This is a genomic window from Prosthecobacter sp. (genome assembly GCF_044222345.1).
Lineage (GTDB): Bacteria > Verrucomicrobiota > Verrucomicrobiia > Verrucomicrobiales > Verrucomicrobiaceae > Prosthecobacter.
This window is the reverse complement of the sequence record NZ_JBGANL010000003.1, coordinates 168193-187158: the sequence shown is the minus strand read 5'-3', so window position 1 is coordinate 187158 and position 18966 is coordinate 168193. Positions and strand designations below refer to the sequence as shown.

At 59.6% G+C, this 18966-nt stretch carries 20 protein-coding genes; 3 read left to right on the top strand and 17 right to left on the bottom strand.

Annotation, left to right across the window (positions count from 1 at the left end; genetic code table 11):
* Entirely contained in the window at positions 1 to 657 is a 657-nt protein-coding gene (locus ACILSL_RS03495) for an REP-associated tyrosine transposase (protein ID WP_395730610.1), read from the top strand.
* Positions 658 to 812: 155 nt separating this feature from the next.
* On the opposite strand, the gene ACILSL_RS03490 is transcribed toward ACILSL_RS03495, so the two are convergent.
* The 17 genes from ACILSL_RS03490 to ACILSL_RS03410 form a co-directional block, all read right to left on the bottom strand.
* Positions 813 to 2069 carry an NAD(P)/FAD-dependent oxidoreductase gene (locus tag ACILSL_RS03490; protein ID WP_395730609.1) on the bottom strand — a complete coding sequence of 419 codons (1257 nt, stop codon included), beginning with the start codon at positions 2067 to 2069 and terminating at the stop codon, positions 813 to 815.
* A gap of 193 nt (positions 2070 to 2262) precedes the next feature.
* Complete coding sequence (gene ppsA / locus ACILSL_RS03485) at positions 2263 to 4683, bottom strand: phosphoenolpyruvate synthase (RefSeq protein ID WP_395730608.1); 2421 nt, start codon at positions 4681 to 4683, stop codon at positions 2263 to 2265.
* A gap of 88 nt (positions 4684 to 4771) precedes the next feature.
* Positions 4772 to 5467: a dienelactone hydrolase family protein gene (locus tag ACILSL_RS03480; RefSeq protein ID WP_395730607.1), complete on the bottom strand. Its 696-nt coding sequence runs from the start codon at positions 5465 to 5467 to the stop codon at positions 4772 to 4774.
* Between the two features lie 142 nt (positions 5468 to 5609).
* Positions 5610 to 6062 (bottom strand): Hsp20/alpha crystallin family protein, encoded by a 453-nt coding sequence (locus ACILSL_RS03475; protein ID WP_395730606.1) that lies wholly within the window; start codon positions 6060 to 6062, stop codon positions 5610 to 5612.
* Positions 6063 to 6145: 83 nt separating this feature from the next.
* Positions 6146 to 6412 (bottom strand): DUF2934 domain-containing protein, encoded by a 267-nt coding sequence (locus ACILSL_RS03470; RefSeq protein ID WP_395730605.1) that lies wholly within the window; start codon positions 6410 to 6412, stop codon positions 6146 to 6148.
* Between the two features lie 40 nt (positions 6413 to 6452).
* The gene (locus tag ACILSL_RS03465) at positions 6453 to 7040 is read right to left on the bottom strand and encodes a hypothetical protein (RefSeq protein WP_395730604.1); all 588 of its coding nucleotides are present in this window, start codon (positions 7038 to 7040) and stop codon (positions 6453 to 6455) included.
* Between the two features lie 207 nt (positions 7041 to 7247).
* Positions 7248 to 7820 (bottom strand): Hsp20/alpha crystallin family protein, encoded by a 573-nt coding sequence (locus ACILSL_RS03460; protein WP_395730603.1) that lies wholly within the window; start codon positions 7818 to 7820, stop codon positions 7248 to 7250.
* 104 nt (positions 7821 to 7924) lie between these two features.
* Positions 7925 to 8635, bottom strand: coding sequence for a L,D-transpeptidase (locus tag ACILSL_RS03455; RefSeq protein ID WP_395730602.1), 711 nt, complete (start codon positions 8633 to 8635; stop codon positions 7925 to 7927).
* Complete coding sequence (locus ACILSL_RS03450) at positions 8632 to 9303, bottom strand: response regulator (RefSeq protein ID WP_395730601.1); 672 nt, start codon at positions 9301 to 9303, stop codon at positions 8632 to 8634. The genes ACILSL_RS03455 and ACILSL_RS03450 overlap by 4 nt, the downstream gene beginning before the upstream one ends.
* On the bottom strand, positions 9296 to 11776 hold the full coding sequence (locus ACILSL_RS03445) for a PAS domain S-box protein (RefSeq protein WP_395730600.1): 2481 nt from the start codon (positions 11774 to 11776) through the stop codon (positions 9296 to 9298). The genes ACILSL_RS03450 and ACILSL_RS03445 overlap by 8 nt, the downstream gene beginning before the upstream one ends.
* A 744-nt stretch (positions 11777 to 12520) precedes the next feature.
* The gene (locus tag ACILSL_RS03440; protein ID WP_395730599.1) at positions 12521 to 13597 is read right to left on the bottom strand and encodes a response regulator; all 1077 of its coding nucleotides are present in this window, start codon (positions 13595 to 13597) and stop codon (positions 12521 to 12523) included.
* 7 nt (positions 13598 to 13604) lie between these two features.
* On the bottom strand, positions 13605 to 14051 hold the full coding sequence (locus ACILSL_RS03435; RefSeq protein ID WP_395730598.1) for a response regulator: 447 nt from the start codon (positions 14049 to 14051) through the stop codon (positions 13605 to 13607).
* Between the two features lie 2 nt (positions 14052 to 14053).
* On the bottom strand, positions 14054 to 15331 hold the full coding sequence (locus ACILSL_RS03430; RefSeq protein ID WP_395730597.1) for an ATP-binding protein: 1278 nt from the start codon (positions 15329 to 15331) through the stop codon (positions 14054 to 14056).
* 70 nt (positions 15332 to 15401) lie between these two features.
* Positions 15402 to 15941: a flavin reductase family protein gene (locus ACILSL_RS03425; RefSeq protein ID WP_395730596.1), complete on the bottom strand. Its 540-nt coding sequence runs from the start codon at positions 15939 to 15941 to the stop codon at positions 15402 to 15404.
* A 5-nt stretch (positions 15942 to 15946) separates the two neighbouring features.
* The gene (locus tag ACILSL_RS03420) at positions 15947 to 16363 is read right to left on the bottom strand and encodes a c-type cytochrome domain-containing protein (RefSeq protein ID WP_395730595.1); all 417 of its coding nucleotides are present in this window, start codon (positions 16361 to 16363) and stop codon (positions 15947 to 15949) included.
* Between the two features lie 29 nt (positions 16364 to 16392).
* Positions 16393 to 16677 (bottom strand): hypothetical protein, encoded by a 285-nt coding sequence (locus ACILSL_RS03415; protein ID WP_395730594.1) that lies wholly within the window; start codon positions 16675 to 16677, stop codon positions 16393 to 16395.
* 128 nt (positions 16678 to 16805) lie between these two features.
* Positions 16806 to 17729 (bottom strand): universal stress protein, encoded by a 924-nt coding sequence (locus ACILSL_RS03410; protein WP_395730593.1) that lies wholly within the window; start codon positions 17727 to 17729, stop codon positions 16806 to 16808.
* A gap of 224 nt (positions 17730 to 17953) precedes the next feature.
* Here ACILSL_RS03410 and ACILSL_RS03405 point away from each other — a divergent pair, with 224 nt between their 5' ends.
* Together ACILSL_RS03405 and ACILSL_RS03400 are read left to right on the top strand one after the other, a co-directional pair.
* Positions 17954 to 18637, top strand: coding sequence for a hypothetical protein (locus ACILSL_RS03405; RefSeq protein ID WP_395730592.1), 684 nt, complete (start codon positions 17954 to 17956; stop codon positions 18635 to 18637).
* Between the two features lie 10 nt (positions 18638 to 18647).
* Positions 18648 to 18857 (top strand): hypothetical protein, encoded by a 210-nt coding sequence (locus ACILSL_RS03400; protein WP_395730591.1) that lies wholly within the window; start codon positions 18648 to 18650, stop codon positions 18855 to 18857.
* Positions 18858 to 18966 lie beyond the last annotated feature (109 nt).

Genomic DNA, 18966 nt, shown 5'->3' with positions numbered 1-18966 from the left:
ATGAACACCCCCAGGTTTTTAAACCGCCACATCGACGTGGAAAAGACCACCCACCATCTGCCCCACTGGGAGCAGCCGGGCCGATGCTATTTCGTCACCTTTCGTATGGCGGATTCCATTCCCGCAAAGCTGCGCAACGAATGGATGGCGGAGCGGGAACAATGGCTCGAAGCCCACCCCAAACCACACTCCCCTGAGGAAACCGGCGAGTACCAGCAGAAGTTCACCGCGCGCATCGAACGCTGGCTGGATTCCGCTCAGGGTTCCTGTGTCTTGCGCCAGTCGGAATGCCGGGAAATCATCGCAGGTGCGTTGCAGGTCTTCGAGGCCAGGCGGTACCATCTTCACTCGTGGGTCATCATGCCCAATCACGTCCATGTGCTGCTGTCGCTTCAAGAATCGGAGCAGCTTGGCAAAATTCTATCAAGCTGGAAGAGTTACACTGCCAATCGATTGAATGATCTGCTCGGTCTCGATGGACCTTTCTGGCAGGAAGATTATTTTGACCGCCTCGTTCGTGATGAAGAGCACTTCGTCCGCTGCGTTCGCTATATCCGTCGCAATCCCATCAAAGCCCACCTGCCGCCAGAAGCCTATTCCATCTGGGAGGATGCCCTCTCCCGCCAATGGGCACCCCCAGGAGAGGGATCATCCTGATCCCTCAACGCCCCGCGTTTACCCAGCGCCCTTCCCACGCCGGGACCAAGATGGCCCAGCTCCTTCCAAACCGCCCAGCGCGTAACGCAAGGCGCGAGCGGAGCGTGTGGGACCAGGATGGTCCCGCTCCTTCCAAACCACCCAGCGCCTCCCGCTCACCGGATCCTAATCGGCTTCGCGATGGGATACCGCTTCTGAATCCACACCAGCATGAAGAACAGCCGCAGGCGCCACCAGGTGCCAAACGTCATCCGCGTGCGGCCGGCCAGGGCGCAGTTGATGGCGCAGAGGATGCGGTGCTTGTTGGTGGGCTGGAAGAAAAGCTGCGCGAAGTGCTTGGTGTAAAAATTTTCAATGAACTGCCAGAAGCGGCCCACCTTGCGGCGTGTGGCCCACTCGTAGCGCTTCATGCCCAAGGTCCACGCCTTGCCCGCCGCGATGGCCGCATGCACCACCTGCGCCCCCTGCCGGCCGCCGCCCATCGCCAGCATCACACCGCTGGAAAACACCGGATCAATGAACCCTGCGGCATCCCCCACGCGCACGATGCGGTCGGAGACGAGCCTGCGGTTCGTGTAGGAGAAATCGGTGAGCACATGCCCCTGCGTGATCGCCTTCGCATTGATCATGCGCTCATGCACGGCCCGCGTGTTTTGCACCGCATCGTCAAACACCTCCAGCGGGTCCTTCTTCAGCGCCTTGAACTGCGCCTGATCCAGCACCAGGCCCACGCTCACCTTGTCATCGGCCAGCGGGATCATCCAGAACCAGGAGTTTTCGCGGCGGATGATGAGGATGTCCCCCTTCTCCTCCCCGGTGGTCATCTGCACGCCGCTGTAGTGGCCGAAGATGGAGATCTTTTTGTGGTCGGGGTAGTACTCGCGCAGATTCTCGCGGTTCGCGGTGAAGTTTCCCAGGCCGCTGGCATCCATGAGAAACGCCGCCTGCACCTCGTGCTCCGCGCCGTCCTGGGCGCGATACTTCACCGTCACGCGGTCTTTTTCCACGCGGTGCTCAATGACGAGCGCCTCCTCCCGCACCTCCGCGCCCAGCTCCTCCGCATGGCGCAGCAGGATGTCGTCAAACTTCGCGCGCTCGACCTGGAAGGACTCTGGAAACTCGGTGAACGAGCCCTGGGAAAAATTCATCCGCGTGTGGATCGAGCCGTCGCCCATCCAGAACTGCGCGCCGCGCTTCACCATGAATCCGGCGGCTTCGATCTTCGGCCACACGCCCAGTTCATCAAAGATCTCGCGATTGTACGGCAGCAGCGACTCGCCGATGTGGAAGCGGGGGAACTTGGACTTTTCCAGCACCAGCACGCTACGGCCGGCCTGACGCAACGTGGCCGCAGCCGTGGCCCCTGCAGGCCCGCCGCCGATGACAATGACATCCCAGGTTTGTTGACTCATGAGGATCGATTCATGGAATGTCTCTACGCCAGTCGCAAGAAAAAGTCCGTCTTTCATTGAAGTCACAACCAACTATTTCCCCAGATGTGGCGGAGGAAATATAGACAGCGGCGGCAGAAAGAATCGCAGCCCTGTTGTAGCCAGACATGTTTGCTGAGGTCGCAGGGAGAGATTCACGCGGGAACAGCCATCTTCAGGCATGAGTACCCTTGTCAAGCACCCGCTCCTTTTCTAAAATCGCGAGGCTGGTTTTCAGCACGGTGTCGGGGTTCAGTGAGATGCTGTCGATTCCTTGTTCGACGAGGAACTGGGCAAACTCGGGGTAGTCACTCGGAGCCTGGCCGCAGATGCCGATTTTGCGGCGCTTCTCGCGACAGACCTTGATGACCTGAGCGATCATGGTTTTCACAGCGGCGTTCCGTTCGTTGAAGATGGGTGCCACGATCTCGCTGTCGCGATCCACGCCGAGGATAAGCTGGGTGAGGTCGTTGGAGCCGATGCTGAAGCCGTCAAATATTTCGGCGAACTCAGCGGCGAGAATGACGTTGCTCGGGATCTCGCACATGACGTAGATCTCCAGGCCGTTGACTCCGCGCTTGAGGCCATGCTTCTCCATCTCCGCCTGCACGCTCTGCCCTTCTTCGATGGTGCGGCAGAAGGGGATCATCACTTTGAGATTGGTCAGTCCCATGTCCTCGCGTACGCGGCGCACCGCCTGGCATTCGAGGGCGAAGCCCGCCTGATAACGCGGGTGATAATATCGCGAGGCACCGCGGAAGCCTATCATGGGGTTCTCCTCCACGGGTTCATAAGCCTTGCCGCCGATGAGATTGGCATACTCATTGGATTTAAAGTCGCTGAGCCGCAGGATCACATCCTTTGGATAAAACGCCGCCGCGAGCATGGCGACTCCTTGCGCGAGGCGGTCAACGAAATACTGCGGTTTGTGGGCGTAGGTTCTGGTGAGTTTTTCGATCTCGGCTTTGGCATCCTGGTCAGCAAGCTTGTCGAAGTCCAGCAGAGCGAGCGGATGGACCTTGATGTAGGTGTTGATGATGAACTCCATGCGTGCCAGACCGACGCCGTCGTTCGGAAGAAACGAGAGCGCGAATGCCTCCTCGGGATTGGCAAGGTTCATCATCACCTTGGTGCGCGGGCGTTGCAGGTCTTTGAGGTTGGTCTGCTGCACCTCGAATGGGAGATTGCCTTCATAAACAAAGCCTGTGTCTCCTTCCGCGCAGGAGATGGTGACGACCTGGCCTTCCTGCAGCAGCTCGGTGCCGTGCTCGGTGCCGACGATGGCAGGCACGCCGAGCTCGCGGCTGACGATGGCTGCATGGCAGGTGCGCCCCCCCCGATTGGTGACAATCGCGGAGGCTTTCTTCATCACCGGTTCCCAGTCAGGATCGGTCTTGTCGGCCACGAGGATGTCGCCTTCGCGGAACTCACGCAGATACTCCACGCTCTTCACCACGCGCACGGGGCCGGATGCGATCTTTTCTCCCACGCTGCGTCCGGTGATGAGCACCTTGCCGCTCGCCTTGAGCTTGAAGGTCTGTATGACGTCGCGGTTTTTCTGCGCCTGCACCGTCTCAGGCCTGGCTTGAACGATGAAAAGCTCGCCGGTGCGGCCATCCTTCGCCCACTCGATGTCCATCGGCGTCGGCTGGCCGCGTTTGGCGGAGTAGTGGTCTTCGATGATGCAGGCCCAGCGGGCGAGCTGGAGGATGTCGTCATCACTGAGAGCGAACCGCGCCCGGTCACCGGGGGAGACGGGCACATTCTTCACCATGCGGCTGCCCCCGGTGTCATAGATGAGCTTGAACTCCTTCGATCCGACACGCCTCTGCAGGATGGGCCGGAAACCCTGTTTCAACGTGGGCTTGAAGACATGGTATTCGTCTGGATTCACCGAGCCGAGCACCACATTTTCACCCAGACCATAGGCTGCATTGATGAGGACCGCGTCGCGGAAGCCGGTCTCGGTGTCGATGGTGAACATGACGCCCGCAGAGCCAAGATCAGACCTCACCATGCGCTGCACGCCGATGGAAAGCGCAATGGCCGTGTGCTCGAATCCTTGATCCACGCGATAGGAAATGGCGCGATCCGTGAACAGTGAGGCAAACGAACGCCGGCAGTGCTCCAGCAGCGAGGCATTGCCCTGCACATTAAGATAGGTCTCCTGCTGGCCCGCAAAGCTCGCATCCGGCAGATCCTCCGCCGTGGCGCTGCTGCGCACAGCGACATCCAGCGGCACCCCGCCAGCACCTCCAAGCTCCTGATAGGCTTCCAGAATTTCATCTTCAAGATCCGAGGGGAGCGCCGTGGCGAGAATGGCCTGGCGCACCTTGCCGCCGCGTTGCTGCAGGTTGTCCATGTCGCCGGTGTTCAGACCGCCGAGTATTTCCCGAATGCGGCTGTCCAGCCCCGTGCTGTGAAGGAAATACCGGTAGCCTTCTGCGGTGACGGCAAAGCCATCAGGCACTTTCACGCCTTGAGAACTAAGCTCATGGAACATTTCGCCCAAAGAAGCATTCTTGCCGCCGACGGATGGAATGTCTCCAATCGAGATGTCGGTGAACCAACGGATGAAACGAGGTTTTGTTTTCATGGTGCAAAATTTCACATCAAGGCACACTTGCTCAGCCGTCATTGGCGAACACTGGGCCGATCATGTGAACAGCGTGATTGCGCCAGGTTCAAGCAGCTTCCTCCCAGTCGGCGGATTTGCCCATATGGCGGTTGAACCAATGCGTGCTGAGCTGCGCCACCTGATCCAGTTTGCCAGGTTCTTCAAAATGATGCGTGGCACAGGGGATGACGCGGAAATCTTTTTTGCAGCACAGCTTTCCATAGGCCTCATCATTCAAACAGAGCACCAAATCATCGTAACCGCCCACGACAAAAAGCGTTGGAGAGCGCACCTCCTGGAGAACGTTGCCAACGAGATCTGGACGACCACCCCGCGAGACCACGGCCGCAATGCGATCACCGAGTTCCGCAGCGGCAATGAGCGTGGCGGCGCCATCGGTGCTAGCACCAAAATATCCTATTTTGAGACCGCGCGCAGCCTTCTGCTTTTCCAGCCATCGTGTGACGCTGATCAGGCGCAGCGCCAGCAGGTCAATTTCAACGCGCAAGGCGCTGGTTCTTGCATCCTGCTGCATCTCTTTTTTTGTGAGCAGGTCCAGTTGCAATGTGCCGAGACCTGCCTCCCGCATCACCGACGCCAGGTATTGATCGTGCGCTTTGCCCAGGCCGCTGCCATGCGCGAAGAGCACCACGCCCGGCGCGTAGGGCGGCAGTTCCAGTTCACCTTCGAGATCAACATATCCAGCGGGAATTTTAACGGTGGTGGGCAACGTGTTTGGGGGAGGGACTGCGAGTGTTTTCATAGGTTGCTCATTCCTTGCAGCTAGAAAAGGCCTGCAGAAAAATGTGGGCCATGGAGTTCACGAAAGATCATCAGTAGGCACCCTCCCAACCCCGCCGCTTCCGCGCCATGGCCCCGGCATTCATGGTTCGTGCGGGCAACGGCTACTGCACCTTGACCTCGATGCTCTTGGGTTTGGCCTTTTCGTCCTTGGGCAGATGCACGCTGAGCACGCCATCTTTGAATTCGGCGCTGACCTTGTCGGCATTGACAGATTCAGGCAGGGTGAAACTGCGGATGAAACTGCCATAGGAGCGCTCGATGCGGTGGAACTTCTTGTCTTTTTCCTCCTTCTCGCTTTTGCGCTCGCCGGAGATGGTGAGCTCACCGTTTTCGACGCTTACTTTCACCTCCTCCTTTTTCAATTCAGGGAGCTCGGCTTTGACAAGGTATTCATTGCTGTCTTCAATGATGTCCACCAGCGGCGTCCACTGTGAGACGGTCATGGCTTCTTTCCCCCCGTTGCGTGTCAGCGATGTCAATCCGAAGAGACGGTCGAGACGGCTCTCCAGGCTGCCGAGTTCACGCAGGGGATTCCAGGATGTTAAGGCACTCATGATGTTTATAATTTTTGGTTTCTTGGGTGGTGATGGTTCGGCCTGTGCTGTCTGTTTCCACCCTGGCAGACTGCACCGGAAATTTATCGGGATTTGGTCTGCGGTTTTGCGGACTTTGGCTGGCTCCTGACCAGTCTTTTGCCAGCTGCCACCGTGGCAGACTTGGCCATGGTCTTCGCCGGCCCTGATGCTTTGGCAGCGGACTGCCGCGCCTTTTTGCCAAACAGCTGTTCCTCGGCTTGCAGCCAGAATTTGAGATCCTCACCAGGAGGACAATGAGCCTGCTGCCAAAGATGATAGGCCAGCAGGTTGGTTTCTTCTTCACGATTTTCAGTTCGGTGGTTTGGCATGGAGTTCATGGGGGGGATGGAAAAAACAAAAGACCCGCTTCTAGCCATTGATGCCCCAGAAGCGTGGAGCAGGTTGGAACTCCCCGCCGAAGGGCTTGGACCTGTTGAGTGAAGCAGGGCTTTTGCGGCGGATGCACTGCGTCGCAAAGTCGCAGTCCAGGCGCCGGTTAAAATCTTCCTTGCACATGAATTCAGTGCCCCAGGAGTCGGCCACTTGCTTCAGGTTGACGCTCAGCGGTCCCTGAGTGCTGTTGAATTCAAAATCCTCATCCTGAAGGGCGACGATGATTGGACGAGCCGGCTTATCCTGCAGGTGAATTGATTCAAACCACTGCCTCATATGATCTGGCAGCGGACTCTCGTCCGCAGCGGAGACCAAGAGCAAATCTGCTGATGCCGCCACACGAATCGACTTGGTGCGAGTGTCCTGCAATGCCAGCTTGTCAAAGCTCCAGGAAACAGAATAGACCTGCAGGGCGGGAAGCAGATTGAACTTGAGCCATTCGAGGGCCTCCATCGCGCGAATGCTTGTGAAAAAGCCATCATAAATGGCCATGACCGAAAAAGCAGGCTTGGGGGCCGTGGTGTTCGGTCTGCGCATCGCGGGTGGAGGTGCGGTGTGTTGCATGACCGCGAGAATGCGGAGTTTCGTCAAATCTGACAATGAGCAGAGTCCCTCCGCGTTCCTCAGTAAACGGCTTAGCCTTCATCATCAGAATCCGAGGGGAGAATTTTCGCCTCATGAAAGGGGGGGGATCTCATCAACTCTGGGCCAGTCATCATAGCCCGCCCTGAGGTGTTGGCGCTCTTCAACGTCGGTCATGCGGGAGCGGGATTATTCACGCCTGGGCAGATGGACGACCAGAAGATCGCCCTTGAACTCCAGGCTCGCCGCCTCGCTGGCCACATCCTCCGGCAGGGTGAAGTTCAGCAGAAAACTGCTGTGCTGACTCGTGAGGCGGTGATAATGCTTGTCCTTGTTGTTCTCCTCGAATTCGCTGCTGAGTTCAGCAAATATGGTCAGCAAATTGCCGTTCACCATCGCGATGACTTGATCCTGCCCGACATCGGCCAGACGGGCTGTCACCAAGTATTCGTGAGGACATTCAAGAAAGTCACAGGCCGGGTTTAAAGCCGGTTGCGCATGCAATTTGCGCTGGCTGCCAAGGCCTGCCAGCCAGCGGTGATTGAAGAGTGAGTCGATCCGACGGGCGAGATGGGCCAGGTTCAGATCGTGGGACAGGGGACAGTTTCCTCCTTTTGAATCTTCACCGTGAGACAAAACGGGCCGGAGATGCCGGGAGTGAGCTGACGTGCATCCACCGGAAATTTCACTTAGAATTTCCTGCCTAAGATGCCGGCCGTTCACGGCAGCTGGTGTCTCCTGCTGAAATTTTCCATTTCTCACGCGCCGATGCTAAATTATGGCCGGTCATGGACAATGAGGAGACCCTCTCGATGCATCTCAGCCAATGACTGAGATGATCACGGCCAGGCGGCGGAATGACCGCATCAATTCCGCACCACGTGCACGGCGCTGCCGTTGTCGATCCACTCGTAAATGAACCTGGCGGGATTACCGCCGTCCAATGGGACGCGTATGCAGCCATGGGAGGCGGGGTAGTTGGGCACGGAGGTGAAGCCGTGGATGAAGATGTTGCCGTTGATCTGAACGCTCCATGGCATGGGCGCGTTGTTGAAAAGCTTGGAATAATGCATCCGCTGGCGGAAAGGACCGGCAGTGAAGCTGCCGGCGGGAGTGCGGCCATTGCGGCCGGAGCTGATGCGGGTTTGCAGCACCAGGCGGCTGCCCTGCCATGCGCGGAGCTGCTGTGTGGCGAGGCTGACTTCCACACGTTTGGGGCTGACGATCAGGGTGAAGCGGTGAAAGCCCCACCGGATCATCATGCTGCCATCTTCTTCACGGATATTCACTCTGGCGCCAGCCAGTTCCAGATCGGTGGTGCGGATGAGTTCGGTGCCGTCGATGAAACGGCGCAGCGAGGAGTCGGGCACTGCAAAATCATGCAGCAGGATGCAACGGCCTGCCTCATCACGCTGCACCTTCCAGCGCAGCTGCCACGCAGCTTCATTCAGAGGCACGTAGATCACGCCGGGCTGCAGTGCAAAAGTGACGGCTTCGACGGGTGATTCGGCCTTTGAGTGTGTCGGATTCAGCAAGATCAGGGCTGCTGCGCCCAGCAGGAGGATGCAGTTTTTCATAACTGCTCCCCCACCCAGCGGACGGCGTAGTGGATGAGTTCGGTGCCGTTTTTCAGTCCGAGTTTTTCTTTGATGTGCCCCCGGTGGGTGTCCACGGTCTTGAGGCTGATGTGGAGTTCCTGGGCGATGGCGCGGTTGTCCTTGCCCTGACCGGTGAGGCGCAGGATTTCGAGTTCGCGGTCGGTGAGTTTGCCAATGGTCGAGGTGCTGGCTGAGGAGTGCGGACGGGAGAGGGCGTCGAGGATGGCTGCCGCGGTGCGCTCGCTGGCATAGACCTGCCCGCTTAAAATTTTGGTGATGGCCTCCCGCATCTTGTCGGGGCCTTCCTGCTTCATGATGTAGCCGCGCCCGCCGGCGCGCAGCACGCGTTCGGCATAGAGCTGCTCGTCATGCATGGAGATCATCAGCACGGGCAGTTCAGGCCGCATGGCATGAACGTCCTGAAGGAGCTCAAGACCACTTTTTCCGGGGAGGTTGATGTCCATGAGCACAAGGTCCGGCTTGAGATTTGAGATGGCGTCAAAAGCGTCGCGGGCGTTGTCTGCCTCACCGCAGACGACGAGGCCGGGGATGGCTGCGACGATGCGGACAAGGCCGTCGCGGAACACGGGATGGTCGTCGACGATGAAAACTTTTTTGGCGGGTGGGCCGGATATTGTTTTAGCCATGGGTGGGAATGGTACAGAGAACGGTGGTGCCGATGCCGGATTGATTGCGTTTTATGTCAAGAATACCACCTATGATGTCTGCGCGGTAATGCATGATGCGCAGGCCCATACCCCGGCGTTCAGGGGCAGACCAGGAAAAGCCCCCGCCCTGCCCCTGATCCTTCACGGAAAGCACGGTGCGGAGGGAATTGCAGGAGAGTTCAATGTCGATTTCCTTGGCCAGGCCATGTTTGACGGCGTTGGTCACGGCTTCCTGCGCAATGCGGTAGAGATGCGTGCCGGTGGTGTTGTCCGTATTGATGACCTCAGGGCATTTGCAACGGCAGCGGATGCGGAACATGCTGCTGGTGCGTGCGGCGAGTTCATCGAGAGCGGAGACGAGGCCGCCCGTCTGCACCGCCACGGGGTAGAGTCCTCGTGCAAGTGAGCGCGTCAGCGAGAGTGCGTCTTTGAGCAGGCTGGTGATCCTTTCCGCGCTTTCAATCTCAGGCGAGCCCGCCTTGATCAGGCTCGATTTCAGCAGGTCGCTCAGCAACCAGATGCCGGCGAGCTGCTGGCCAAGATCATCGTGCAAATCCTGGCCGATGCTCTGTTTTTCGTGTTCGCTGATGTGCAGGATTTCCTTCTCCAGCTTTTTGCGTGCGGCGATCTGCTGCTCCAGCTCGGCATTGAGGTGCTGAAGCTGCCGGGTGCGTTCTTCCACTCGTTTCTCAAGCTCCTCATTCAGCCGGCGGATCACCTGTTCGGCGCGCTTGCGCTCGCTGACATCCACATGGGCGATGACGACGGAACGGGGGCCGTTGCCAGTGAAGGGTGTGACGTAGCCGACGAACCAGCGCTGCGGGGTGAGCGAGAGGCAGGCGTATTCCATGCTGAAGCGCCTGACCTCGCCGCACATGACCCCGCGGATGCCGGCGGCAAAGCGCGCTGCTTCTTCGGCGCCTTCACCAGCGGCGGCAGCACACGCGGCCAAGTAGTTGCAGCCCACGTCCCCGGTGCAGATGGCGCCGCCACCGGCCTTTGCAAAATCAGTCCATGACTGGTTCGCGCTGATGATCCTGCCGTGGGAATCCAACACCACGATGCTTGCGGGAATGGCCTCCAGCGTGGACTCGGCGAGGCATCTTGCCTTTAAAATCTCATCTTCTGCCTGCACGCGGTCATTGATGATTTCGGCAAAGAGAATGATGCCTCCGATCCCGCCTTTCGCATCGTGCCACGGGCGGATCTCCCACTTGACCCAATCGAGCATGCCGTCGGCACGCAGGAACTGGTCGCGCTGACAGCTCTCAGTGGCACCGGCCAGACAACGCTGGTGGATCTGCCTCCAGTGTTCGGGGATTTCCGGAAAGATTTCGTAGTGGGAGCGGCCGATGAGATCGCCGATATTGAGACGAAAATCCTTGGCCCAACGATCGCTGACCGCGAGGTAGCGCATTTCGAGGTCAAACATCACCACGGGAGCTGGCGTGTGTTTGATGAAGAGGCGCAGCCGCTCTTCGCTTGCAATCAGGGCCTGCTCGATCTGCTTGCGGTTGGTGATGTCTTCCACGACGCCCACGATGCAGCGTACGGTGCCGTCGTCATGGTACAAGGTCGTAGCCGTGCCGCTGACCCAGATCATGGCGCCGTCCTTGCGAAGATAGCGGCGTTCCGCCTCATAAATGGTCACTTCACCCCGCAGGATTTGCTCCACGCAATGGTGGCTGATCTCCCTGTCGTCCGGATGGGTGAGATCTGGGGGGGACATGCCGCCGAGGAGTTCCCCGCGGCTGTAGCCGGTGATGGAGCAGAAGCGATCGTTGACGCGGGTGAAGAGTCCACGGGCATCCAGCTCGATGGAGCCAATGCCGACATTCTCAAAGAAGCCGCGGAAACGCGCCTCGCTGTCCTGCAGCGTCGCCTGGGCATGCTCGGTCTTTTCGCGGGCGGTGATGGCCTCTTTCACCAGGTGGAGCGCCGCCAGACGGGACTCTTGCAACGATTGATTCGCCAGGGTGAGTTCCGCCGTGCGTTCGGCGACACGGCGCTCCAGTTCGGCATGGGAGCGGGCCAGTTCCTGCTCAGCGGCAGCGAGACGCGCGTGCTCCTGCAGCCGCGCCAGCGCGCGCTGAACCACGGTGGGCACCAAGGTGATGAAGTTCACATCCTTGACGAGGTAGTCGAGCGCGCCACGCTTCATCATTTCGACCGCCACGCGCTCGTCCCCCTGGCCGGTGATGATGATGAAGGGCAGGTGGTCGTGGAACCCGTCCAGGCTGTCAAGCAGGTCGTTGCCCGCCAATCCCGGCAGTTTCAGATCCAGCAAGACCAAGTCCGCCACGTTGTCATTCAGCCAGGAGACGGCCTCCTCGCCGGAAGATACGCAGACGGTGTGATGACCGTCCCGCTCCAACTCAAGCGCGATGAGACGGGAGATCCCGGGATCGTCATCCACCACCAGGATGGTTGCGTGCGTGTGAAGGGTGGGCATGAGCTGTCAAGGGTGTTCGTGGATCTCAGGTATTTGAACAACAGTGTCGTACACGCCGAACTGAGCGATGGTTTCCGCAAAAATTGTCGTTGTCCGCGGGTCGGACAAAGTGGCTGGTGCAGGCCCGAAGGCGGCAGGGCGCGGTCTCTCCCGTGGGGGGTGAGCATGCTGATGGCCGCCTGCGCAGGAAGGGGGATCCCTTGATGTGCTGCAGTGCTTCAGATTTCATGGTCTAAATTCACAGGCATCCCCCGAATTTGCCGGATGAGGGGCTGGCTTTGAAGCAGCGCTGGAGTGGAGGCTGGGAATGACGGATGCGAGCTTGAACTCTGAGCGTGCATGGAAATGCAGGGGCCGCGGCGCCCTGCCACGGGGCGCAGTCCCACCTCGTCCGTGCGGCCCGTTCTTTTTCTCCGCCATGGCGGCTCGGCAGCACAGCCCATGGGATGGCTGTGTTCAAAATTCATGGTGCATGAATGAGCCGCCCAGACCACCGCGACAACGGGGCATGGGCCGTTCAAGTCTCAGCCAATGGCTGAGACTGTCTGCGAGTTTTCTCTGAGAGGGCGCTTCCTCTTTGCATTGATTCAAGGCGGCACTTGGCGGGGTCATTGCGCAGCGTGTCGATTGGATTTGAAACCCGGACATCCTGGCACGAAGCCAAGGGTCCGGCTCAGCCGCCGCTGGCAACTTCAGAGCCTGTTTTAACCACCTGCCGGACCGCCTGAAGGGGCTCTCCAGTGATTATGAGGCTGCCGCCGAAGCCGACTCTCTGGGCAGGCTGCAGGTGACCTGGGTGCCGCTGCCGGGCTGCTTTTCGATGGCGAGACGGCCACCGATCATGCCCGCACGATAATGCATGATACGCAGGCCCATGCCCTGCTGCTGCGGATCCGGCGCGCCGATGCCGATGCCGTCATCCTTGATGGTGAGAGAGAGGGTTTCCACGTCAGAGGACAAGATGATGCGTACGTGCCGGGCATGGCCATGCTTGACGCCATTGCTCACCGATTCCTGAGCGATGCGGTAGAGGTGGGTGGCGGCGGTGTTGTCATTCATCTGAACCGCCCGGGGGCATTCGAACTGGCAGTCTATATGGAACATGCTGGTCATGCGTGCGGCAAGATCATGCAAGGCAGACATGAGGCCGTCAGGCTCAGCGGCCACGGGGTGGAGTCCGCGGGCGAGGCTGCGAGTCATGGCGACGGTTTTTTTCAGGAGGTCTGTGATCCTGGCGGCTTCAGGCGCTTCGGGAGCGTCGCGGGCGGCAAGGCTGCGGCCCAGGATGGTGGCCATGATGCTGAGGCCTGCGAGCTGCTGGCCGAGATCATCATGGAGATCCCGGCCGATGCGCTGCTGCTCAAGCTCGCTGATCTGGAGGATTTCCTGCTCCAGACGCTGGCGGTCGGCTTCGGCGGCGGCGAGGCGCTGCTCCTTTTCCAACTGTGAGAGCGCACGGCGGACCACGGTGGGCACGAATTCGATGAAGTTCACATCCTTGACGAGGTAGTCGAGAGCGCCGCGCTTCATCATGTCAACGGCCACGCGTTCGTCGCCCTGACCAGTGATGATGATGAAGGGCACGGAGAGTCCAATGGACACCAGCGACTCAACCAGCGCCGGTCCTTCCATGTCCGGCAGTTTGAGGTCGAGGAGCATCAGGTCTGCGCTGTGGTGTTTCAGCCATTGAGTGGCTTCCAGCCCTGAGCCGGCTGTGGCGGTTTGAAACCCCTCCCGCTGGAGTGCGCGGCCGATCAAGCGGGTCAGCCCCGGATCGTCATCCACCACAAGGATCGTGATTGGCGGCTGGGCGGCGGACATGACGGGATCAGGGCTTGCCGTTGATCTCCGGCACCTGCACGAGGGAGACGAACAGTCCGAGCTGCTTGATGGCCTCGACAAACTTGTCGTAGTCCACCGGTTTGACGATGTAGCTGTTGCAGCCCAACAGGTGGCAGCGCTCGATTTCGCGCGGGTCATCCGTGGTGGTGAGCATGATGACGGGGAGCTTGCGCAGGAAAGGGTCTTCCTTGATCTGGCGAAGGGCTTCGACGCCGTCCACCTTGGGCATGCGGATGTCCAGCATCAGCAGGTAGGCAGTGTCACTCTTGCGATGGGGTCCGAGCCCGCGGCGGAAGAGGAAATCGAGCACTTCCTGGCCGTTCTCGAAGAACTGAACAGGGTTGTGAAGGCCCACGCGGCCCAGATTTTTTTGGATGAGCCGCGCGTGGCCGGCGTCATCTTCGGCGATGATTATTACTACCTCCTCTGTCATGCTCAACGATTAGACTTGGCGGGCAAAGCTGGCAAGCTGACAAAAAAGGTGCTGCCTTGATCCGGGCTGGACTCGACCCAGATCCTGCCATCCAACCGTTCCAGAATGCGCTGGGCGATCGTGAGGCCAAGCCCCTCCCCGTTGCTGTGCGCGGGGTTCAGCCGATGAAAAATTTCGAACGCTTTCTGCTGGTGCGCGGGCGCGATGCCGATGCCGTTGTCCCTGACCTTGTAGGTGACGTGAGAGCCCTCGACCTGGCCGCTGAGGCTGATGAGGCCGGCACGCGCGGGATCGAGATATTTGATGGCGTTGTCGAGGAGGTTGGAGAAGACCTGATTGATCTGCATGGCGTCACCAAGGCAGTCAGGCAGATCACCGATGTCCAGCCGGGCACCGGCCTGCTGGAGCTGAAACTCCATGGCGTGGGCGATCTGCTGGATCATTTCGCGCATGGAGAGCCTCTCGACGGTGAGGGCCGCACGGCCAAGCCGTGAGAAGCGCAGCAGGCCTTTGAGCAGGGAGTCGATTTTTGACACTCCGGCCTGGATGAACCCCAGGGACTCCGGGATGTCTTCTTCAATGGCCAGCCGCAGGTCCGCCTTCGGCACGGCAGCTCCTGATGCTGCAGCCATGGTCTTTTGCAGGTCCTCGCAGGTGCGTGCCAGCTCCCGGCTGAAGCCCTGGATGTTTACCAAGGGAGAGCGCAGATCATGAGAGGCCACGTAGACGATGGCCTCGAGCTCCTTGTTTTTTTCCGCGAGGGACTGGGCAAGCTCTGCGAGCTTCTCTTCGTCGCGCTTGCGCTGGGTGATGTCTGTGCGGATGGCGATGTACTGCTGGGGTTTGCCGCTGGCGTCCACAAACGGAAAGATGGTGGTATGCACCCAGTAGATGCTGCCGTCTTTGGCGCGGTTGCGGATTTCCCCCTTCCACGTTTTGCCGTGGCCGATGGTGCTCCACAGGTCATGGAAAAAATCTTTGGGATGATGGCCGGAATTGATGATGCGGTGGTCCTGGCCGAGAAGCTCGCTGCGGCTGTATTTGGAGATTTCGCAGAATTTGTCGTTCACGTAGGTGATGATCCCGCGTGCATCGGTGGTGGCGACAATGGAGTGGGCGTCGAGCGCCGCCTTGAGATCGATCAACTCTTTCACCAGCACGAGCTGCCCGTCATCTGTGAGGCCATCCCCAGACAGGTGGTCCGCCGCCGGAGGGGTGGTTTCGAGGAGCCTGAGCTTCTCAATGAGCTCAGCCTTGGTCATGCCGGAGTAATCAGTCATTCGCAGACCAATGTGGCGGGGGGCAATGCCAAAGCGCAATGAAAAAATAGGCAGGTGCAGGTCCTGGCTGCTACTTCATCTTTGACTTCAGTTTGAGCGTTTCTCCGGCCACCATGAAACTGCCGCAGCCGCGATGATGGAGGGTGCGGGGATTTTTGACGGCGGGGTCGATCCAAGCGTGCACCACTTCAAGGACGAACAGCGAGTATTTGGACACCATCCGGGTGTCCACCACGCGGCACTCCAGACTGGCATGGCACTCGGCGATGAGCGGTGCGCCGACTTTGCTGGCCGGCAGCGGTGTGAGGTGGAAGCGCTTGAATTTGTCGATCTTTGCCCCCGAGGTATTGCCGCAGCCGACGACCTTTTCCGCCAGCTCCACGGTGGGGATGTTGATGACGCATTCCCTGCTGGCTGTGAGCAGGTCGAAGGAGTGATTGCGGTCACTCATGACGATGGCCGCCAGCGGGGGTTCAAAGTCGAGCATCATGTGCCACGACAGGGTCATGATGTCGCGGCGGTCCTTGTGGGCCGTCGTCACGAGAACGACCGGCCCGGGTTCAAGCAGGCGGTAAACCCTGGACAAGGGACAGGACCTGCGTGCGGCCATGGGGGTCAGCTGTGGTTTTTCTTCCAGTGCTGCGGGGGCACCAGACGAACGCCCTCCGGCCAGGTGGCGCCTTGTTGGATCCAGTCGTGCAGCAGCTGCGCGCCTTCCTGCTCCATGCCTTCTGGTGTCGGCGGCATGGCCACCGGACTTTCGTGCCCCAGCAGGAGCACTTTGTAGAGGAGGCTTTGATGCGGCGAGCCGGGCAGGATCACCGCACCGCTGCGCCCCCCCTTCATGGCGAGCTTCCGTGTTTCGAGGTTCAGCCCCGCGCAGACATACTGGTGCTGATGGCACTCCAGGCAGCGTGTTTCGAGCAGAGGCTTCACCTCGGTCACAAAGTCCACCGCCTGCGGCTTATTCACCTGCATGCAGGAGGCCAGTCCAAGCAAGGCCGTGATGGCGGAGAACAGCTTGATTTTCATAGGGGTGGAGCGGGAAGGGTGGCGATGAATCAGGCGGAGAAGCCGAAGCGATGCTTCACCTGCACCGAGTCCAGATCGAGAGATCTGCCCAGAAGGCGCGAGGCGAGACGCTCCGCCGCGACGCGCAGCATGCGATCAGCCTGACCGGCTTCGAGTTCGGCACCCTCATGCTTGATGGCGCTGATGCGTGCGCCGACGGTGAGCAAGTTCATGAGAAAGTCCTCAGCCTCGACCGGATCGTCCGTGCGATGAGTGTCCAGACGATGGTTGTGCTGTGGATGGATGACGTATTCGATGTCAAATTTAGCAATCATGGCGGTGGTGGGTTGATGGTTGAATTGAACTTACGGCCTTATGATGACATGCGGCATGCCGGCCTGCACAGCCTGAGGTGGTGTTTTTGGTTCCGTTTTTGTGCGGTGAAGGACGGGAAGGAAGCGGCTCAAGTGGCAACGGGGGGCCTGACGACGAGCAGCGAGCAAGGCAGCCGTGTCAGCAAACGTTCTGCCGTCGATCCCATGAGCATGTAGCGCAGATTGGTGCGGCCGATGCCGCCGACGATGATCAAGTCTGCCTTTACCTCCTCGGCATGGGCGGCGATGCCGTTGCCGTAATTCAATGATTCTCGAAGCACCTCACTGGCATTGATGCCCTGAGCGGCTTCACTGACAAATTCATGGAGCTCCCGGCGCAGGCCCTGCATGAGGGTCTGGCGTTCCGCAGGAGTGAATGTGACGGTGGGATGGCCGATGCCCACCAATGCATCTCCGGTGGCGCCATAAGGGGTGGCGATCAGGGGCTCCTGCCACACATGGAGGAAATCCACGCTGGCCGAGTCTTTGATGGCGATGCGGCGAGCGGCCGCCATCACCTCTTTCGCTGTGTCTGAGAAGTCAATGCAGGCAACGACTCTCTGAAAGGCATGCGGGTGAGTCGAGCGCACCAGCAGCACACGAGAAGGAGACTTGCGGGCAAGCTTGCAGGACACGGAGCCTGCGCCGGCGGGAGTCTGGCCGGCACCTTCGATCCCGGCGACCAGCAGGTCCACGTTCAAAGTGCGGACGTGCTCAAGGATTTCATGCAGCGGGGTGCCGATGGCAATGGTGACCTCCACAGCGGCGGGCACCTCCGACTGGGCCAGCCAGGCATGGAGCGCAGTCCGGGCGCCTTCCGTTGCCGAAGCGGCCTGGCTCTCATAGGCGGATTCACGGCTGGCGGCCAAGGTGGCGACGGATGAGGAGTCAACCACATGCAGCACGTGCAATCTGGCCCCCTGCAGACGGGCGATCCGTGACGCCTGCTCAAGTGCGGCGCGAGATCCTGTGGAAAAATCGATGGCGACGAGGATGGTTTTAAGCGTGCTCATGGTGTGGGCGGGATGAATGTGTCATGCATGTAAACGCAATGTGCCGGGCTGATAAACGGGCTCTTTACGTCATATCATTGCGAATTCTGTGCGGATATTGATCTTACGTTTCATTTCTTAGAAGCCTTCATGGAGCCATGGATGCCAACCTGCGATGAAATGATAAGGATCGCAATCATCCATTGCAGGCGTCAGGTTCCGGGGATCATTTACACCTTCAACCCATGAGTGAAAAAATCGACACCCTGCTCGACAAGATGCGAGCGCTGGAATCGGAAATCCTGCGCGAGCTGCAAAAGAAGGAGCTGGAATTTTTCTACGAGGTGCGCCAGGGCCGGATCCGCTTTACAGAGGAGGCGCACGCGCGGCACAAGCTGCTGGTGAAGCGGTTCGCGGCGTATGTGCGGGACTCACGCTTCATGATCATTCTCACGACGCCGGTGATCTGGGCCTGCTTCATTCCCATCGCCCTGATGGACGTGTGCATGATCGTGTACCAGGCCATCTGCTTTCCAATCTATGGCATCCCGAAGGTGAAGCGCAGCGACTACATCAAGCTGGACCGCAAGCATCTGGCCTACCTGAACTGGGCGGAGAAATTCAACTGCGAGTACTGCGGCTATGCCAACGGGGTGCTGGCCTGCGCCACGGAGATCGCCGCGCGCACGGAGCAGTACTGGTGCCCGATCAAGCACGCGCTGCGCATGAAGTCCATGCACAGCCGCTACCGGCATTTCTTCGACTACGGCGATGCCGAGCACTACCGGCAGCACATAGAAACGGTGCGGCGTTCCTTTGAGGACATTCCCAAGAGTGATGAGCCGGAGACGCCCCCACCGCCAGCGCATGATCCGCCCGGCAATGACCAAACCGCGAGCAGCCGCCCATACGTAACCATGATAGAATAAGCACACTGCCATGAAAACGAAACCAACAGCCACACCCGCAACCACAGAAGCCAAGGCCAAGCCCCTCCCACGCAAGCTGGGGGCCAACCACAGCGAGACCGCCAGCCGGCCCCGCAAGCATGACAACAACTTCAAACAATCCAAGGATCTGCGCGAAGACCGTGGCGTCCGCCAGTTGAAGGCCAGCCCGAAGGCACAGTCCGCACGTGGCGGACGCTGAGGTGCAGCAAGCATTTTTCACGGATGACTCAGCCGCCGTGTGGGGAGGCGTGAAGGATGCGTGCCATGAATGCGCTGAGCCTCGAAGGAGGGACGGTGACCTGTGGCGG

Excerpts from the sequence above, each read along its gene's own strand:
- ACILSL_RS03415 (WP_395730594.1), bottom strand. The coding sequence starts at position 16,677 with ATGATTGCTAAATTTGACATCGAATACGTCATCCATCCACAGCACAAC.
- ACILSL_RS03405 (WP_395730592.1), top strand. The coding sequence starts at position 17,954 with ATGAGTGAAAAAATCGACACCCTGCTCGACAAGATGCGAGCGCTGGAA.
- ACILSL_RS03430 (WP_395730597.1), bottom strand. The coding sequence starts at position 15,331 with ATGACTGATTACTCCGGCATGACCAAGGCTGAGCTCATTGAGAAGCTC.
- ACILSL_RS03490 (WP_395730609.1), bottom strand. The coding sequence starts at position 2,069 with ATGAGTCAACAAACCTGGGATGTCATTGTCATCGGCGGCGGGCCTGCA.
- ACILSL_RS03480 (WP_395730607.1), bottom strand. The coding sequence starts at position 5,467 with ATGAAAACACTCGCAGTCCCTCCCCCAAACACGTTGCCCACCACCGTT.
- ACILSL_RS03470 (WP_395730605.1), bottom strand. The coding sequence starts at position 6,412 with ATGCCAAACCACCGAACTGAAAATCGTGAAGAAGAAACCAACCTGCTG.
- ACILSL_RS03410 (WP_395730593.1), bottom strand. The coding sequence starts at position 17,729 with ATGAGCACGCTTAAAACCATCCTCGTCGCCATCGATTTTTCCACAGGA.
- ACILSL_RS03440 (WP_395730599.1), bottom strand. The coding sequence starts at position 13,597 with ATGTCCGCCGCCCAGCCGCCAATCACGATCCTTGTGGTGGATGACGAT.
- ACILSL_RS03475 (WP_395730606.1), bottom strand. The coding sequence starts at position 6,062 with ATGAGTGCCTTAACATCCTGGAATCCCCTGCGTGAACTCGGCAGCCTG.
- ACILSL_RS03455 (WP_395730602.1), bottom strand. The coding sequence starts at position 8,635 with ATGAAAAACTGCATCCTCCTGCTGGGCGCAGCAGCCCTGATCTTGCTG.
- ACILSL_RS03465 (WP_395730604.1), bottom strand. The coding sequence starts at position 7,040 with ATGCAACACACCGCACCTCCACCCGCGATGCGCAGACCGAACACCACG.
- ACILSL_RS03450 (WP_395730601.1), bottom strand. The coding sequence starts at position 9,303 with ATGGCTAAAACAATATCCGGCCCACCCGCCAAAAAAGTTTTCATCGTC.
- ACILSL_RS03495 (WP_395730610.1), top strand. The coding sequence starts at position 1 with ATGAACACCCCCAGGTTTTTAAACCGCCACATCGACGTGGAAAAGACC.
- ACILSL_RS03435 (WP_395730598.1), bottom strand. The coding sequence starts at position 14,051 with ATGACAGAGGAGGTAGTAATAATCATCGCCGAAGATGACGCCGGCCAC.
- ACILSL_RS03420 (WP_395730595.1), bottom strand. The coding sequence starts at position 16,363 with ATGAAAATCAAGCTGTTCTCCGCCATCACGGCCTTGCTTGGACTGGCC.
- ACILSL_RS03400 (WP_395730591.1), top strand. The coding sequence starts at position 18,648 with ATGAAAACGAAACCAACAGCCACACCCGCAACCACAGAAGCCAAGGCC.
- ppsA (WP_395730608.1), bottom strand. The coding sequence starts at position 4,683 with ATGAAAACAAAACCTCGTTTCATCCGTTGGTTCACCGACATCTCGATT.
- ACILSL_RS03445 (WP_395730600.1), bottom strand. The coding sequence starts at position 11,776 with ATGCCCACCCTTCACACGCACGCAACCATCCTGGTGGTGGATGACGAT.
- ACILSL_RS03425 (WP_395730596.1), bottom strand. The coding sequence starts at position 15,941 with ATGGCCGCACGCAGGTCCTGTCCCTTGTCCAGGGTTTACCGCCTGCTT.